Origin of the sequence: Cyanobium sp. BA20m-p-22, assembly GCF_024346275.1 — a bacterium.
Lineage (GTDB): Bacteria > Cyanobacteriota > Cyanobacteriia > PCC-6307 > Cyanobiaceae > Cyanobium_A.
On record NZ_JAGQCQ010000059.1, the window covers coordinates 1 to 14,610 of the forward strand.

The window sequence follows — 14,610 nt, forward strand, 5'->3', positions numbered from 1 at the left end:
GCATCCAGCTCTACGGGCTCAAGGGAACCCTGGGCAACTGCGGCGGCTGCGGCCAATGCATCACCTGTTTTGTGGCCGTTCCGGAGGGTGGCGCTAGCCAGGCGCTGAGTGAACGCACCGTCGTGGAAGACCAGAAACTGCGCCGCCGCCCCCAGACCTGGCGACTGGCCTGTCAGGCCCTGGTTCAGGAGTCGGTGCTGGTGCTCACCCGTCCCCAGGTGGGCTTGCCCGATCAGGAGGCCCTGCTGGCCGCAGCCAGGGCCCAGGCCCTGCCGCCCGGCCCCACGGCCTGGCCCGTTCCCCCCGAGCAGGAGGGCGCCCTGGAGGAGCCAACCGCAACGAGCGATGAAGCCTCCTGAAAACCGTCCATTCGGCGGTGATACCCTCCCAGCACTTCCCCCTCAGTTATGGAAACCAACGACCTCGGCTTTGTCGCCAGCCTTTTATTCGTTTTGGTTCCTGCGGTCTTCCTGATAATTCTTTACATCCAGACCAACAGCCGCCAGGGCGGCTAACTCCTGCCTTCCGGCTCGCGCACGAGCAGGACTGGGGCTGGGGCATGTACCCGGATGTAGTCGCTCACCGAGCTGCCCAGCAGGCGGTCGATGTCCACCAGCCCCCGCGCCACCACCGGGCGTCGGTCCTGGGAGGCGATCACCAGCAGGTCGGCCTTGAGCTCTTCGGCGGCTGCGCAGACCATGCGGCCCACATCGCCACTGCGCTGAACGGTGGTCAGCTCCACGCCGAAGGCACGGGCCCGCTGGATCGCCTTGCCCACAGTCTCTTCGGCAGGGGATTTGCCCCCCCTTGATGGGGTGATCTCTTGACGGCTCACATGCACGCCGGTCAGGGTGCCCCCGGGGATGTCCCGCACCAGTTCACAGGCCAGCTTGAGGGCGTTGTCCCCCACGCCGGTGCCGTCGATGGTGACCATCACCCGGTTGATATGGCGGATGTAGAGGTCGTCGCGCACCAGCAGCATCGGCCTGGTGGAGAGCTGGAAAACGTATTGGCTGGCACTGTTGCTGAGGATGGCCTGGAGGCGGTTCATGCCGCGGGAGCCCATCACGATGAGGTCGCTGTTGAGTTCATCGGCCACCTTGAGCACCGTTTGCTTGGTGTCGCCCTGGCGGATGATTGTGTTCACCTCCCCGGGGTCGAGGCCCAGGCGCAGCACCGCTTCAGCGGCAATGCCGGCTGCCTTCTGGGAGTGCTCAGTGAAGCTTTCGCCAACCTGCTCGGGCACTACGTGCAGCAGGTTGAAGCGGGCTTGGCGAACTGTGGGGATGTCGCGCAGCATGCGCACCATCTCCTCAACGTGGCCCTTGCCGGAATCGGCGATCAGTACGTTGCGAAACACGGGAGTTAAACGATGAAACGGTCTTCCCTGCAGCCTACGGATGGGGGTTGGATTCTGGAGCGAACGGTGTTGCCCCAGCACGCAGACCATGCCGGTGTGATGTGGCATGGCGCCTATGTGGCTTGGCTGGAGGAGGCCCGGGTTGAAGCCCTGGCAAAGGCCGGTGTTGCCTACAGCGAACTCTCGGCCAGGGGCCTGGAACTGCCAGTGGTCAGCCTGGCCATCGATTACCGCCGGGCCTTGCTGCATGGCGATGCCGTTCGGATCTGGAGCGAAGTGATGCCCCGGCGCGGCCTCAAAATCCCTTGGCGCAGCCTGTTTTTAGGCGTGGATGGGGTGGTGGCAGCCGAGGCCATGGTGGAGCTGGTGTTGGTCGATGGGGTTGGGGAGCCGGGGCGCCAGCGGCTGATGCGCAAGCTGCCAGCCGACCTCGAGGCCGCGGTGGCAATCCTGGTGGCTGGATCGGTCTAAGATCAGTACACCTGTACTGAAATGGCATGGCCCCGGCTGCCGCGCTCCCTCGATCCTCCTCGCCCTCAGCCAATCCCTCAGCCAATCCCTCAGCCAATCCCTCGGCCAAGCCTCCAGCCAAGCCCTCAGCCAAGCCCTCAGCCAAGCAGCGTCGTCCCCTGCTGCGGGCCGCCGATGCCGCTGGCTGGAGTCTGGAGCAAAGGCTCTGGTGGCTGCTTTGGTCTGGATGCCCGGGGGTGGGCCCCAGCCGCCTGGTGGCTATTCGGGACAACTTCTGCGGCTGGGGGGCGGCCTGGGCCTCTCCTGCCGAAGCCTTTGCTGGCCTGGCGGGTATGGGATCGCCGGGCTGCCGGCAATTGGAGCGGTATCGGGCCCATTGGGGGCCAGATCCCTTGCCAGAGGTGGCTCGACAACTCCAGGGCGGGAGGCGGGTGCTGCTGCCCGCCGATCCGGCCTTTCCCCCCGAGCTGCTGGCGCTGGAGCGGCCGCCCCTGCGTCTTCACTGGCGCGGCAAAGGTTGGTTGTGGCCCCTGCTGCGCCGCCGTCAAGCCATCGCGGTGGTTGGCACCAGGCGCCCCTCCCTGCATGGGCTGGCAATGGCGGAGGCGATTGGGGCGGCCCTGGCCCAGGCCGGCTGGCCCGTGGTGAGTGGTTTGGCGGAAGGGATTGACGGGGCGGTGCACCGGGGTTGCCTGGCTCAGGGGGGGCAGCCGGTGGCGGTTTTGGGCACGCCCCTGGAGCGGGTGTACCCAAGGCACCACAAGCAGCTGCAGGCTGAGGTGGCGGCTCGGGGACTGCTGGTGAGTGAGTTGCCAGCGGGCACCGCGGTTCAGGCCGGTCACTTTGCTGCTCGCAACCGGCTTCAGGTTGGGCTCGCCGCTGGCGTGGTGGTGGTGGAGTGTCCCCTCAAAAGTGGCGCCCTCCATTCCGCGGCCCTGGCCATGGAACAGGAGTTGCCCCTCTGGGTGGTGCCTGCCGATGCCGGCAAGGCCTCTGCTGCCGGCAGCAACCGTCTGCTCGCCCAGGATGCAACGGTGCTGCTGGATCCCGCCGATCTGATTCGCCAGCTGGGTGCGGGTCCCCTCGCGCCTCGCCAATCCGATACGTCGCCGCTAAGCGCTTCGCCGCCTGGGGATTCAGCCCTGTTGGCGGCCCTGGGCCGTGGCGCCTCCCTCGAGCAGTTGTGCCTCAGCTTGGAGCAGCCCGCTGCCGAGGTGGCGCCCAGGCTGCTGGCCCTCGAGCTGGGGGGCCTGGTGAGGGCGGAGCCGGGCCTGTGTTGGCGGCCGATCTAGCCTGGGGCCATGGCTGCGTCGAGCTCAAGCGGGGGTGAGCTAGGTGGCGAGTGAGCTAGGTGGCAAGTGACCTCAATGGCAACTGAGCTCAATGGCAACTGGTGGTTGGCCTGGCGCCGTCGCCAGCTGGCCCTGGGCGGCCATCCGGCTGATTTTGACTGGCTGGTGGACCTCGCTGGCGGTATCCCCTGGCGCGAGCAGCAGCAGCTGCGGTTGCACCCCAAGCAGCTCGTGCGGCTCAGGGTGGATCCCAGCTACATAGAGGAGCTTTGGAGTCGCCATCTCTACACCGCCGAACCCCTGCAATATCTGGTGGGTCGCTGCCCCTGGCGCGACCTCGAACTCCTTGTGGGCCCGGGGGTGTTGATTCCGCGTCAGGAAACGGAGCTGCTGGTTGAGCTGGCCCTGGAGCTGGCTCCAGACTGCCCGGGTCCATGGGCAGATTTGGGCACCGGTTCGGGCTGTTTGGCCCTGGCCCTGGCCCTGGCCTGGCCCACCAGTAGCGGTTGGTCTGTGGACTCCAGCCCCGCAGCTCTTGCTCAGGCGAGCGTCAATCTGGAGCGGGCGGGGGTGGGCGATCGGGTGCGGCTGCTGGAGGGCAGCTGGTGGCAGCCGCTGCGGCCCCTGTGGGGACAACTGCAGCTGGTGGTGAGCAATCCGCCCTACATCCCCACGGCGGTGTGGGCTGCGCTGGAGCCGGGGGTGCGGGAGCACGAGCCCGGCCTTGCCCTCGATGGCGGTGCCGATGGCCTTGGCGCCCTGCGGCCTTTGGCTCAGGGCGCCAGGGCCGCCCTTGCCCCTGGTGGGCTGCTGCTGCTGGAGCACCATCACGACCAAAGCGCGGCGGTGATCGAGCTGCTGACGTTGGCGGGTTTGGAGCAGGTGCGAGCCCATCTCGACCTGGAGGGCCAGCAGCGCTTTGTTTCGGCCCGGCGATGCTGGCTTGATGTCTGACCCCTTGCCCACCCTTGCTCCCCCGGATCTGGCCGCCCACCTGCTGGGGGGATCGGCTGCCCTGTTCCCCACGGACACCTTGCCTGCCCTGGCGAGTTGTCCCAGCCAGGCCCACCAACTCTGGGCCCTGAAGCACCGCCCAGCCGAGAAGCCCCTGATTCTGATGGCCGCCAATGCCGAGGCCTTGCTGGGGTCCATCGGCCGCCCGGCTCGGCCCGAGTGGTTGGCGATGGCGGCCTGGGCTTGGCCGGGGGCAGTCACCCTGGTGCTGCCGGCCATTGGCCCCGTGGCCGAAGCCCTCAACCCAGGCGGTGGCAGCCTGGGGTTGCGGCTGCCGGCCTGCCCTCAGGCCCTGGTCCTGCTGGAGCTCAGTGGACCGCTGGCCACCACCAGTGCCAATGTTTCCGGTCTGCCCCCCGCTACCACGGCAGAGGAGGCGGCCCGGCAGTTTGCCGATGTGCCGCTGCTAGGCCCCATGCCCTGGCCGGAGGCCGGGGGCATGGCCAGCACCGTGCTGGCCTGGCGGGAGGGAGGGGGCTGGCAGGTCTTGCGGGCTGGTGCTCTACTGCCTCCAGGGATTTGAGCGATCGCATGGCAGCCCTTTTCCTGGTGGTGCTTCTGGCGGTGGCTGCCTTCCACTGGTTGATGGAGCCTTTTCTGCAGGTGCTGCCTGCCCTGCTGGATCTCAGGGCTTTGCCTTGGACGCTGCTGGTTTTGGCGATTTGGCTGCTGGCGGGACGCCCGGCGGTTCGCTGACGGCCGCAGGTAGGGGTTTGGCATTGGCACAGAGGTTGGCCACCATCAGGTCTTCCGCTCCTTCTCCCTTGGATTCCTCCAGGGATAGGGGCAGGCGCCATTCGCCCCAGGTTCCCTCGCTGGATTGGCGGCTCACCCGCAGGGTTTCGCAGTGAACCGCCACCTTGCTGGTCACTTCCGGGGATCCGCAGATGCTGGTGGTGGTGCGCACGCCTCCCTCAGCGATTCGCCAGGCGCTCCAGTCGTAGCGGCAGGGGCCAAAGGTTTTCCAACGGGGGGCCTTGAGTTGGCGGATTTTCTCGAGCAGGGCCTGTTCCTTGGCACTGGTCGAGGCGGCCCCAGCGGCTGGCTTGGTCGTTTGCGTTTGATCCGGGGAGTTCGACTGGGCGTGGAGAGGGCCTGGGTGATCCAGTTGCAGCGCCAGCGCGAGCAGGCCGGCAAAACTTGCTAGCTGCAGCCGCCAGCCGCCGAATCGATGGGAGGGGTTAGGGAGCATGGGCTCAGGGACGGGGTGGACCAGGAAATCACCAGAAGCCGGCTAACGGATTTGAACCGATGGCCTTCGCTTTACAAAAGCGCTGCTCTACCACTGAGCTAAGCCGGCAGTGGAAGTGGTCAAACCTGCCCTTCCCATAGAACTTTATCGCCTGCCGATCTCCCGCCGATCGCCCATAGCAGGAGCTGGGTGCGGCTTTGGCAGCCGGTTTTAGCCAGCAAATTCGCCATGTGACTTTCCACGGTGCGGGGACTGACGATCAGGGCGGCGGCAATCGCCTTGTTGCTGTGGCCCTGTTCCAGTTCTTGCAGCACCCGCATCTCTGCCCGGGTGATGCCTATAGCAGCCGTGATTGCTGGCTTGGCAGTTTCGCCCATGTCGCCCATGGTGGCCTGAATGCGGTTGCTTCAGCTTTCCCACACTTGCTTGGAGCTTTATGGCTGCCCGTGGCGCCTTGCTGAAATCAGGAGCTGAGCTTGGCCTGGAAGGTGGGTTCGACAGGGGGGAAGGGCACCTTGGCGCGCCGAATCGGCAAATTGGCCACCAGGGCTGTTACCCGGTCTTCCGTCTCCAGGGTGACGTCGCCTTCTTCTAGGTCGATTTCGACATAGCGGCTCACCACCTCCAAAATCTCCCGACGCATCTGCTGCAGCAATTCGGGGTTGAGGTCGCTGCGGTCGTGGGCAAGCACCAGCTGCAACCTCTGCTTGGCAGTGTTGGCACTGGCGGGTTGCAGGCCCAGAAGTTTGTTGATCACATCGCGCAGGGTCATCGGCTTCAGAAGATCTTGGTTTGCATCAGCCGCCCGATCGTCGCGCGGATGCCCTGGCGCTCCTTGCTGGGGTCGATCAAGGGCACGTCTTCGCCCAGGAGTCGGCGAGCCACGTTGGAGTAGGCCCGGGCGGCCGGGGAACCATTGCCATTGAGGGTGAGGGGCTCACCGCGGTTGGTGCTCACGATCACCTGCTCGTCTTCCAGCACCAGACCCAGCAGGGGCAGGGCCAGGATGTCGGTGACATCGCTCACCGCGAGCATCTCCTGGTTTGCCATCATCTTGGGCCGCACCCGGTTGAGCACCAGCTGGATGGGCTTCACCCCTTCACTGTTGAGGAGGCCGATCACCCGGTCGGCATCGCGCACCGCCGACACCTCCGGCGTGGTCACCACGATCGCTTCGCGGGCAGCAGCCATGGCGTTCTTGAAGCCGCCCTCAATGCCAGCGGGGGCGTCGATGAGCACAAAGTCGAAGTGGTCGCCGAGCAGGGCTGCGATCTTTTTCATGTCATCGGGCTGCAGCCACTCGAGCATGCGCGGGTTGCCCGCCGGCAGCAGGGCCAGGTTTGGCTCCTGCTTGTGTTTCACCAGGGCCTGCTCCAACCGACAGCTTTCCGAGAGCACCTCCTGGGCGGTGTAGACGATCCGGTTCTCCAGCCCCAGCAGCAGGTCGAGATTGCGCAGGCCGAAGTCGGCATCGAGCACGGCGGTGCGGGCTCCCTGCTTGGCCAGTGCGATGCCCAGGTTGGCGGTGAGGGTGGTTTTGCCCACGCCCCCCTTGCCGGAGCAGATCAGGATGTAGCGGGTAGACGGGGCGGTCACAACGGAGGCTGGAGTGGCCAAAGGTTAAGGCCTAACTACTGGCACGGATGTCTTGGTGCTGGCATCGCCGTCCGGGACCCTTGGATTACAACGGGTCAGCCCCCTCCACCGCAGGGATGACCGAGCCCAAGGATCCCTCCTCCCCCCAGCATCTTCACCAGCAGCTGCTGGTCATGCCCGATGACGGGGCTGGGGCCGTGGTGGCCCTGATCGATGGCGCCCGGGAGTCGCTGCTGCTCAAGCAGTTCAAGCTGCAGTCTGAGGAGATCGAGCAGGCCCTGCTGCGGGCCCACCAGCGCGGCGTGCAGGTGCGGGTGATGCTCAATCCCCACACCTCCGGCGGAGACCGCTGGAACGATGAGGCCCATGCCCGCCTGGGCGAATGGGGCATCGAGGTGGCCTGGACCAGCGAGGCCTTTCCGGTGACCCACGAGAAATCGATGGTGGTGGATCGCTCCTGCGCCCTGATTTCCACCTTCAACCTCAGCGACAAATACTTCACCGAAACCCGCGACTACGGCATCGTCAGCCACGCCCCGCCGGTGGTCGAGGAGGTGATTGCCGGCTTTGAGGCCGACTGGGCCCGCACTTTTTTCCATCCCAACCTGCACGTGGGCCTGGTTTGGAGCAGTGTGCATAGCCGCGGCCAGATGGCCCGAATCATTGATCTGGCCCGCGAAACCCTCTGGATTCAGCATCCCAAATTCGTGGATGCGGTGATCCTCGAGCGGATCATCTCCGCCCGAGAGCGGGGGGTGAAGGTGCGCTTGCTCTGCGGTGGCAAGCACGGCATCTCCTATTGGGACATCTACGACACCTTCTCCTCCCTGCGGGTGATGGAGAGGTTCGGGGTGAAGGTGCGGCGCCAGAAACACCTGAAACTGCACGCCAAGCTGTTGCTGGTGGATGGCACCTACGCCCAGACCGGTTCGATGAATATCGATCGCAGTGCCTTCGACCTGCGCCGGGAACTCGGCATCGAATCCGACGCCCCGGAGGTGGTGGCCAGGCTGCGCAGCACCTTCCAGGCTGACTGGGATGCCGCCAAGAAATACCAGGCCCCCGATCCCCTCGATCCGAGCCTGCATGAGGAGGGCGAATTGCCACCCGACCCCCATTTTGTGCATGACTGAGCCCAAATTGGCGCCCCGTCCCAGCCTGGACCAGTTGTTCTGGGGCATGCTCCAGGTGGCCCTCTCAGCCTTTGGTGGTGGGCTGTCCGCCTGGAGCCAGCGGATCGTCGTGGAGCAGCGCAGTTGGATGACCAACGAGCAGTTCCTCACCGGCCTCACCGTGGCCCGCCTTTTCCCCGGGCCCAACCAGATCAACATGGCCGTATATATCGGCGCCGAGTTCCATGGCCTGGCCGGTGCCCTGGTGGCCCTGGCCGGCATGTTGCTGGTGCCCTTCACCCTGCTGATGGCGGTAGGCCTGGCCTATTTCCAGCTCCACGGCATCCCTGCGGTCGATCGGGTGCTTGCTGGGGTGGTAGCGGCGGCGGCCGGGATGGCTCTCTCGATGGGATTCAAGATTCTTGACCAATACACCAAGGATTGGTTTGCCCTGGTTCTGGCGGCGGCAGTCTTTGTGGCCCTCACCTGGTTGCACCTGCGCTTGATTCCGGTAGTGCTGATCTCTGCTCCGGTGGCCATGGTCTGGTACTGGCCCCGGCGGCCTGCCCAGCCATGAGCGAGCTGCTTGCCGCTGCCGCCTGTACGCCAGCCCGGCTCTCCGACCTGGGCACCCTGCTCCAGGTGCTCGGGCAGTTTTTGTCCCTGTCGCTGTTTTCCCTGGGCGGCGGCAACACCCTGCTGGCGGAGTATCACCACCTGGCGGTTGATCAGTTCTGCTGGCTCAGCAATGCCCAGTTCGCCGATCTCTACGCCTTAGCTGAAGCGGCGCCGGGCCCCAGCTCGATGTTGGTGGGCTTGATTGGCCTGGGCGCGAGCTGGCCGGAAGGGCCTTTTTGGGCGCTGCTCAGTGCCTACGGCGCCGAGGCGGCCATCCTCTTGCCATCCACCTTGGTGATGGTGCTGGCCTGCCTCAGCTGGAAGCGGCTGGAGCATTCCCCTTGGCGCCGTGCCTTCGAGCAGGGCCTGGGGCCGATCACCTTGGGAATTCTGTTTGCGGTGGGCCTGAAGATTCTGCGCACGGCTGACACCAACGCAGCCGGCGTGCTGGTTTCGGTGCTGGTGTGTGTGCTGATGCTGCGAAGCCGCATTTCGCCGCTCTGGTTCATGGCCGGGGCGGGGCTGCTGGGCGGCCTGGGGCTGATCAACCGCTGAGCGGCCAGCCTGGCTGGGCCGGGTCGATCTGGATGGCTCCATTGACGATCTTGGCCTCTTCGGCAAGGCCGGCTGGTGGGGATCCATCTGGCCCCCGGGCGACGGTTGTGGCAATGCGGAGCTGCAGGGGCCTGAGCTGGAGGGCCACGATCCTCGCTCCGGTGTCGCCATTGCAGCCGGCATGGGCGGTGCCCCGCAGACGCCCCCACACCAGTACGTGCCCGGCGGCGGAAATTCGCGCCCCGGGATTTACATCCCCGAGCACCAGGAGGGTCCCCTGGGTTTGCAGATGATCGCCGGAGCGCAGGGTGCCCCGGTGCACCACCAGCTCAGGATCGGGGTCGCCCGGGCCATTCCCCCTGGGGGTTGAATGGGCCGGCCACTGGCTTTCGATCCCCAGGGCCGCTGCCGCCACATGGGTCTGGGGGTTACTGCTGCAGAGGTTGGCCAGCTCCAGCTCCAGGCCTGCCAGGGTGTCGCGCAGTTCGCTTAGCTGGCCCAGGCTGAGACGCCAGGATCCGGCCTCGAGTTGGAGCAGGCCCCGGGGCCCACCGCTGCCCAGCAGACGCGCACTGGCCACGGCCGACTGCACCAGGGCGGCGGCTTCCTGCAGCGGCGCTACCTGGCCGCTGTGGATGGCCGCTGGAGCAGGCAGCACTAGCCGGTGCAGCCCCTGGCCCGCCTGGGCTGGAATCAGCTCTGCTCCCGAATCTGCTCCCATAGATGGCTCCCCAGCGGCGTCCCTGCTCAGCGGCCCACCAATTTGCGCAACTTAGGCGCCACCTCGGCAGGGTGGATCAGCCAGGCCAGTTCCACTGGGATGGTGAGGCTCTGCACCAGGGCAGAGCGCTGCTCCAGGGCCTGGAGGTGCTCGCCATCCCAGAGCCGCAAGCCGCCTTCATAGGGGTGGTACCCGCGGTTCTGGCGCTGCTCCAGACCACAGCTGGTTTCGGCGTTTAATCCTGCAGCTTCACTCAATTGACGGGCTGCAGCCAGCAGCTCCATCCGCCGGCCCGGCTCCAGGTGGCTTACTGCGGTGGCCTTGAGCAGCCGTCTTTCCAGCAGTCGGCGGCAAGGGGCCTGCAGCTCCGCAGGGCCTTCCTCCATCCAGCGCATCAGGTGATACCCGGTGCGGATGTCGTCGTTGGCCAGGAAGGTCTCGAGATCGAGCCCATCGCAATGCCACAGCCAACGGGCCATCACCGGGTCGGCCCAAACCTCTGCCGGCCCCAGCCTGCGGGCGCTGGCGATGGTCTGGCGCAGCAGCCAGTTGCACACCACGTTGAGCCGGTGGTTGTAGACGCTCCGGTACATCAGATTGCGCACCACCAGGTAGTGCTCCACGGCCATCAGTCCCTTGGGGGTGATGGCCAGTTGGCCATCGGGGGCCAGGGTTAGGGCTGCCAGGATCCGTTCGAGATCAAGCTTGCCGTAGGCCGTGCCGGTGCTGTAGCTGTCGCGCAGCAGGTAGTCGAGTCGGTCGCAGTCGAGCTGGCTGCTCACCAGGGCCTGGATCGCGGCGTTGGGGTACTGGCCGTGCTCCAGCAGGGCGGCCACGGCCCCTGCGGTGCCAGGGGCATAGGTCTCTAGCCGGTCGCGCAGTGCCGGGTGTTCCCGGATCAGGCGACCCGACCAGGCTTCATGGTGCAGCCCATACATCTCTTCACCGGAGTGGCTCAGGGGGCCATGGCCCACGTCGTGGAGCAGGGCCGCGGCGTAAAGCACGGCCCGGTGCTCGGCCAGGGCGGGATTGCGGCGCTCCAGCTGGCCGAGGGCCAGCCGGGCCAGATGCAACACCCCCAGGGAATGGGTGAAGCGGCTCGATTCGGCTCCGTGGAAGGTCAGAAAAGCTGGCCCCAGCTGGCGCACCCGGCGCAGGCGCTGGAAGGGGGCGGTGTCGATCAGGTCGATGACCAGGGCTTCGGCCGGGTCGGCGCCATCGAGGCGGATCGCTCCGTGCAGCGGGTCGTGATAGGTGCGTTCCCCCATCTTTATTGGTTCCCGTCCAGGCGGCCTGCCAGCAAGCGGCCCGTCTGTTCGAGCCAACTGTCGCCTTCGCCGCCGGGATCGAGGGGTTCGGGCTGGGGCAGCACCACATCGGGTTCAATGCCCTGGTTTTGGATGTCGCGACCGCTGGGCGTGAGGTAGCGGGCCACCGTTACGGCCAGGCCGCTGGTGTCGCCAAGGGGGATGAGGGTTTGAATCAGTCCCTTGCCGAAGGTGCGGGCCCCCACCAGCTCGCTGCGGCCGGTGTCCTGGAGGCTCCCCGCCAGGATTTCGCTGGCGCTGGCGGTGCCCGCGTTCACCAGGGTGAGGATCGGTCCGTCGAAGAGCTGGCCAGGGCTTGCCTGCTGGGGGGAGCTGAGCCCATTGCGGTCCTGGGTTTCAACAATCGGAGCCCCATCGAGCAGGTCGTTCGCCACCGCCAGCCCCGCACTCACCAGGCCACCGGAATTGTTGCGCAGATCCAGAATCAGGCCCTCGATGCCCTTGCCGTTGAGATCTGCCAGGGCTTCCTGAACGGCCTCGGGCACCGGTTCGGAAAATTGGGTGATCCGCAGGTACCCCAGGGTGTGGTCGCCCACCCGCAGCCGCTTGCTGCGCACCGGCCGCAGTTCCACCTGGCGCCGTTCCAGCTCCACTTCCCGGGGCTTTCCCCTGATGGTGAGTTGCACCAGCACCCTGCTGCCGGCTGGGCCCCGCAGGGCGGCGGCTGTTTGCTCGAGTCCAAGGGCCTCACTGGCCTTGCCATCCACCTGCACCACTTCTGCACCGCTGGGGATCTGGGCTTCAGAGGCGGGGGAGCCATCCAGCGGGGCGATCACAACGATTTGTTGATCGGGGCTGCGCAGGCCCAGCTGCAGCCCAACTCCGGTAACCGTGCCCTGGGTGTTGGAGCGCAGGGTGGCGTAGTCGCCCGGTCGCAGCAGCCGGGTGTAGGGGTCGCCCAGGGGGGTGAGCATCGCCTCGATGGCGTCATAGGCGTCGCTTGAGCTGGAGATGGGTTGCTCGAGGGCCTTCTGGCGCAGGCGCTTCCAGTGCACTTGGTCGAAGCGAGCGGGATCCACATAGCTCTGGTTCACCAGGCGCCATGCCTCCACCACCAGCTGCTGGGTGTCACTGAGGGCCAGGGTCCCCCTGGCTGGCCCGGCCAGCAGGCTGAGGGCCAGCAATGCCACCAGCAGCAGGATCCGCAGCGGATGTCTGGCCTTGGACCGGCCTGTTGCAAAGGGTTGAGAAGGCCTGGGCCTGGGGGGCTGGGCACTCACGAGCTGCTCTTGATCATCGGTAGACTTTCGCAATTACCCCACCAGCTGCATGGCGAACACACCTGCTGGAAACTCCGGACAGGCTGCTAACCCGGTCTACAACTGGTTCGAGGAACGCCTTGAGATCCAGTCAATTGCCGACGACATCTCCTCCAAGTATGTCCCGCCCCACGTCAATATTTTCTATTGCCTGGGCGGCATCACCCTGGTCTGCTTCCTGATCCAGTTCGCCACTGGGTTTGCGATGACCTTTTACTACAAGCCCACGGTGGCCGAGGCCTACGCATCGGTGCAGTATCTGATGACCGATGTCAGCTTCGGCTGGCTGATCCGCTCAGTGCACCGCTGGAGCGCCTCGATGATGGTGCTCATGCTGATCCTGCACGTGTTTCGCGTGTATCTCACCGGAGGCTTTAAGCGGCCACGCGAGCTCACCTGGGTCACCGGCGTGACCATGGCTGTCATCACCGTGTCCTTTGGTGTCACTGGCTACTCCCTCCCCTGGGACCAGCTTGGCTACTGGGCCGTGAAGATCGTCTCAGGTGTTCCGGCAGCTGTGCCAGTGATCGGCGACTTCATGGTTGAGCTGCTCCGCGGCGGCGAGAGCGTTGGCCAGTCCACCCTCACCCGTTTCTACAGCCTGCACACCTTCGTGATGCCCTGGCTGCTGGCAGTTTTCATGCTCATGCACTTCCTGATGATTCGCAAACAGGGAATTTCCGGCCCCTTGTGACCCCATGAACCTGTTGGTTCCCTCCAACGGGTCAACCGTCAGTTCCTTCTAAGCTCATTTCCCAGTCCCCAGAGATCCCTGCTCCAGGAGCTATCCATGCACATCCTTAAGAAGCCAGACCTCACCGATCCGAGCCTGCGCGCCAAGTTGGCCAAGGGCATGGGCCACAACTACTACGGCGAGCCAGCCTGGCCCAACGACCTCCTCTACATGTTTCCGGTGGTCATCCTCGGGACCATCGGCTGCCTGGTGGGCCTGGCCGTGCTCGATCCGGCCATGCTGGGCGATAAGGCCGATCCCTTCGCCACCCCGCTGGAAATTCTGCCCGAGTGGTACCTCTATCCGGTGTTCCAGATCCTCCGTGTGGTTCCCAACAAGCTGTTGGGGATTGCCCTTCAGACCATGATCCCCCTGGGTCTGATGCTGGTGCCCTTCATCGAGAGCTTCAATAAGTTCCAGAACCCCTTCCGCCGTCCCGTAGCGATGGGTGTGTTCCTGTTCGGCACCGCGTTTGCCATCTATCTGGGCATTGGTGCCGCCCTGCCCATCGATAAGTCGCTCACCCTCGGCCTGTTCTGACCCGGCTCTTCCAGGGCCCCACAGGGGCCCTCCCAGGCCAAATTCCCCAAGCTGCAGCCTCTGCTGCAGCTTTTTTTATGGGATCCGGGAGGGCACCGGCCCAAAGCCGCTGTCACAGAGGACACCTTTTCTTGCCTGAGGGCCCACCTAGGTGTTATGGTTGTGGACTGCGCGCAAGGGAGAGATGCCCAAGCGAGCAGGCCGACAGCAGGGGAAGCGAGAGCGACCGGTGTTGTAGGTTTTCTAAGTTGCCGAGAGGCAACGTTCCGCCGAGAGCTTCCCGAGAGGGGGGAGGAAGCGGAAGCACCTGGACAACTAAAAAGTTTAGGAACTGACGCTTTCACTGCGTCATTGACCTGGGTTCTTGCGCCACCTGAGAGGGAGGCTGCGGAAGGTTGGGTAAGTGGCGAAATAGCAGTGAAGGTGTGAGGTCCCGTCAAAAAGAAACAAAGCGTGACGCGCCTATGGGTTGGCTTTTGTTGCCTTCTCACGAGGGAACAGGAGCTGGTGTGCCGATAGGAGAGGCGAGCGCGACCGGATCTGAGATTCGGGAAAGTCAAGAGGAAAGAAATTTCTGAATGCACTCTTTGCAACCTTCTGTCAGAGGAAGGGGCTCCAACTGCGACACCTACGCCAGTGGGTAGAAGCGGGTGAGAAGCAAATCAGGTTGAGGCGCAAGCCAAGAGGACTTGACTACAACGGAGAGTTTGATCCTGGCTCAGGATGAACGCTGGCGGCGTGCTTAACACATGCAAGTCGAACGAACCTTCGGGTTAGTGGCGGACGGGTGAGTAACGCGTGAGAATCTGCCCTCAGGAG

Annotated in this window: 19 protein-coding genes, 1 tRNA gene and 1 rRNA gene; 12 read left to right on the top strand and 9 right to left on the bottom strand. The window is 65.2% G+C overall.

Annotation, left to right across the window (positions count from 1 at the left end; all coding sequences use genetic code 11):
* Positions 1–2 precede the first annotated feature (2 nt).
* Both KBZ15_RS07010 and psbM read left to right on the top strand, forming a co-directional pair.
* Positions 3–359: a 2Fe-2S iron-sulfur cluster-binding protein gene (locus tag KBZ15_RS07010; protein ID WP_255014484.1), complete on the top strand. Its 357-nt coding sequence runs from the start codon at positions 3–5 to the stop codon at positions 357–359.
* A gap of 48 nt (positions 360–407) precedes the next feature.
* Positions 408–515, top strand: a complete 108-nt coding sequence (gene psbM / locus KBZ15_RS07015; protein ID WP_015109223.1) for a photosystem II reaction center protein PsbM — start codon at positions 408–410, stop codon at positions 513–515.
* Here the strand turns inward: psbM and KBZ15_RS07020 are convergent.
* Positions 512–1,360: a universal stress protein gene (locus KBZ15_RS07020; protein WP_255014486.1), complete on the bottom strand. Its 849-nt coding sequence runs from the start codon at positions 1,358–1,360 to the stop codon at positions 512–514. The genes psbM and KBZ15_RS07020 overlap by 4 nt on opposite strands.
* 12 nt (positions 1,361–1,372) lie before the next feature.
* On the opposite strand from KBZ15_RS07020, the gene KBZ15_RS07025 reads away from it, so the two are divergent.
* From KBZ15_RS07025 to KBZ15_RS07040, 4 genes are all read left to right on the top strand, one after another.
* A complete protein-coding gene (locus KBZ15_RS07025; protein WP_255014488.1) occupies positions 1,373–1,831 on the top strand; it encodes an acyl-CoA thioesterase in 459 nt (152 codons plus the stop codon).
* A 26-nt stretch (positions 1,832–1,857) separates the two neighbouring features.
* On the top strand, positions 1,858–3,123 hold the full coding sequence (locus tag KBZ15_RS07030) for a DNA-processing protein DprA (protein WP_255014491.1): 1,266 nt from the start codon (positions 1,858–1,860) through the stop codon (positions 3,121–3,123).
* Between the two features lie 75 nt (positions 3,124–3,198).
* Positions 3,199–4,077, top strand: a complete 879-nt coding sequence (prmC, locus tag KBZ15_RS07035; protein WP_255014507.1) for a peptide chain release factor N(5)-glutamine methyltransferase — start codon at positions 3,199–3,201, stop codon at positions 4,075–4,077.
* Complete coding sequence (locus KBZ15_RS07040; RefSeq protein ID WP_255014492.1) at positions 4,070–4,660, top strand: L-threonylcarbamoyladenylate synthase; 591 nt, start codon at positions 4,070–4,072, stop codon at positions 4,658–4,660. The genes prmC and KBZ15_RS07040 overlap by 8 nt, the downstream gene beginning before the upstream one ends.
* Before the next feature lie 102 nt (positions 4,661–4,762).
* On the opposite strand, the gene KBZ15_RS07045 is transcribed toward KBZ15_RS07040, so the two are convergent.
* The 5 genes from KBZ15_RS07045 to minD all read right to left on the bottom strand — a co-directional run bounded on the left by KBZ15_RS07045 (position 4,763) and on the right by minD (position 6,925).
* Entirely contained in the window at positions 4,763–5,329 is a 567-nt protein-coding gene (locus KBZ15_RS07045) for a hypothetical protein (RefSeq protein WP_255014494.1), read from the bottom strand.
* Between the two features lie 36 nt (positions 5,330–5,365).
* Positions 5,366–5,437, bottom strand: a tRNA-Thr gene (locus KBZ15_RS07050).
* Between the two features lie 11 nt (positions 5,438–5,448).
* Positions 5,449–5,715, bottom strand: a complete 267-nt coding sequence (locus KBZ15_RS07055; RefSeq protein ID WP_255014496.1) for a response regulator transcription factor — start codon at positions 5,713–5,715, stop codon at positions 5,449–5,451.
* Between the two features lie 77 nt (positions 5,716–5,792).
* Positions 5,793–6,101: a cell division topological specificity factor MinE gene (gene minE / locus KBZ15_RS07060; protein WP_255014498.1), complete on the bottom strand. Its 309-nt coding sequence runs from the start codon at positions 6,099–6,101 to the stop codon at positions 5,793–5,795.
* A 5-nt stretch (positions 6,102–6,106) separates the two neighbouring features.
* On the bottom strand, positions 6,107–6,925 hold the full coding sequence (minD, locus tag KBZ15_RS07065) for a septum site-determining protein MinD (RefSeq protein WP_197148089.1): 819 nt from the start codon (positions 6,923–6,925) through the stop codon (positions 6,107–6,109).
* 116 nt (positions 6,926–7,041) lie between these two features.
* Between minD and KBZ15_RS07070 the strand changes: the two genes are divergently transcribed.
* The 3 genes from KBZ15_RS07070 to KBZ15_RS07080 are packed head-to-tail and all read left to right on the top strand — an operon-like array spanning position 7,042 to position 9,210.
* Entirely contained in the window at positions 7,042–8,058 is a 1,017-nt protein-coding gene (locus KBZ15_RS07070; RefSeq protein WP_255014500.1) for a phospholipase D-like domain-containing protein, read from the top strand.
* A complete protein-coding gene (locus KBZ15_RS07075) occupies positions 8,051–8,614 on the top strand; it encodes a chromate transporter (protein ID WP_255014502.1) in 564 nt (187 codons plus the stop codon). The genes KBZ15_RS07070 and KBZ15_RS07075 overlap by 8 nt, the downstream gene beginning before the upstream one ends.
* Positions 8,611–9,210, top strand: coding sequence for a chromate transporter (locus tag KBZ15_RS07080; protein WP_255014503.1), 600 nt, complete (start codon positions 8,611–8,613; stop codon positions 9,208–9,210). The genes KBZ15_RS07075 and KBZ15_RS07080 overlap by 4 nt, the downstream gene beginning before the upstream one ends.
* On the opposite strand, the gene minC is transcribed toward KBZ15_RS07080, so the two are convergent.
* From minC to ctpZ, 3 genes are read right to left on the bottom strand one after another with little or no spacing between them, the layout of a single operon-like run.
* The gene (gene minC, locus KBZ15_RS07085; RefSeq protein WP_255014504.1) at positions 9,200–9,931 is read right to left on the bottom strand and encodes a septum site-determining protein MinC; all 732 of its coding nucleotides are present in this window, start codon (positions 9,929–9,931) and stop codon (positions 9,200–9,202) included. The genes KBZ15_RS07080 and minC overlap by 11 nt on opposite strands.
* A 26-nt stretch (positions 9,932–9,957) precedes the next feature.
* Entirely contained in the window at positions 9,958–11,199 is a 1,242-nt protein-coding gene (locus KBZ15_RS07090; RefSeq protein WP_255014505.1) for an HD domain-containing protein, read from the bottom strand.
* 2 nt (positions 11,200–11,201) lie between these two features.
* Positions 11,202–12,407 (bottom strand): carboxyl-terminal processing protease CtpZ, encoded by a 1,206-nt coding sequence (gene ctpZ, locus KBZ15_RS07095; RefSeq protein ID WP_396123413.1) that lies wholly within the window; start codon positions 12,405–12,407, stop codon positions 11,202–11,204.
* A 121-nt stretch (positions 12,408–12,528) separates the two neighbouring features.
* On the opposite strand from ctpZ, the gene petB reads away from it, so the two are divergent.
* From petB to KBZ15_RS07110, 3 genes are all read left to right on the top strand, one after another.
* Positions 12,529–13,212, top strand: a complete 684-nt coding sequence (gene petB, locus KBZ15_RS07100; protein WP_197148094.1) for a cytochrome b6 — start codon at positions 12,529–12,531, stop codon at positions 13,210–13,212.
* 96 nt (positions 13,213–13,308) lie between these two features.
* The gene (gene petD / locus KBZ15_RS07105) at positions 13,309–13,791 is read left to right on the top strand and encodes a cytochrome b6-f complex subunit IV (RefSeq protein ID WP_197148095.1); all 483 of its coding nucleotides are present in this window, start codon (positions 13,309–13,311) and stop codon (positions 13,789–13,791) included.
* A 695-nt stretch (positions 13,792–14,486) separates the two neighbouring features.
* Positions 14,487–14,610: ribosomal RNA gene (locus KBZ15_RS07110) — 16S ribosomal RNA — on the top strand; the annotation flags it as partial.

Coding starts and splice junctions, on each gene's coding strand:
- minE (WP_255014498.1), bottom strand. CDS start 6,101: ATGACCCTGCGCGATGTGATCAACAAACTTCTGGGCCTGCAACCCGCC.
- petD (WP_197148095.1), top strand. CDS start 13,309: ATGCACATCCTTAAGAAGCCAGACCTCACCGATCCGAGCCTGCGCGCC.
- psbM (WP_015109223.1), top strand. CDS start 408: ATGGAAACCAACGACCTCGGCTTTGTCGCCAGCCTTTTATTCGTTTTG.
- KBZ15_RS07030 (WP_255014491.1), top strand. CDS start 1,858: ATGGCCCCGGCTGCCGCGCTCCCTCGATCCTCCTCGCCCTCAGCCAAT.
- KBZ15_RS07025 (WP_255014488.1), top strand. CDS start 1,373: ATGAAACGGTCTTCCCTGCAGCCTACGGATGGGGGTTGGATTCTGGAG.
- KBZ15_RS07075 (WP_255014502.1), top strand. CDS start 8,051: ATGACTGAGCCCAAATTGGCGCCCCGTCCCAGCCTGGACCAGTTGTTC.
- KBZ15_RS07070 (WP_255014500.1), top strand. CDS start 7,042: ATGACCGAGCCCAAGGATCCCTCCTCCCCCCAGCATCTTCACCAGCAG.
- KBZ15_RS07055 (WP_255014496.1), bottom strand. CDS start 5,715: ATGGGCGACATGGGCGAAACTGCCAAGCCAGCAATCACGGCTGCTATA.
- KBZ15_RS07080 (WP_255014503.1), top strand. CDS start 8,611: ATGAGCGAGCTGCTTGCCGCTGCCGCCTGTACGCCAGCCCGGCTCTCC.
- minC (WP_255014504.1), bottom strand. CDS start 9,931: ATGGGAGCAGATTCGGGAGCAGAGCTGATTCCAGCCCAGGCGGGCCAG.
- KBZ15_RS07090 (WP_255014505.1), bottom strand. CDS start 11,199: ATGGGGGAACGCACCTATCACGACCCGCTGCACGGAGCGATCCGCCTC.
- petB (WP_197148094.1), top strand. CDS start 12,529: ATGGCGAACACACCTGCTGGAAACTCCGGACAGGCTGCTAACCCGGTC.
- KBZ15_RS07040 (WP_255014492.1), top strand. CDS start 4,070: ATGTCTGACCCCTTGCCCACCCTTGCTCCCCCGGATCTGGCCGCCCAC.
- KBZ15_RS07045 (WP_255014494.1), bottom strand. CDS start 5,329: ATGCTCCCTAACCCCTCCCATCGATTCGGCGGCTGGCGGCTGCAGCTA.
- prmC (WP_255014507.1), top strand. CDS start 3,199: ATGGCAACTGAGCTCAATGGCAACTGGTGGTTGGCCTGGCGCCGTCGC.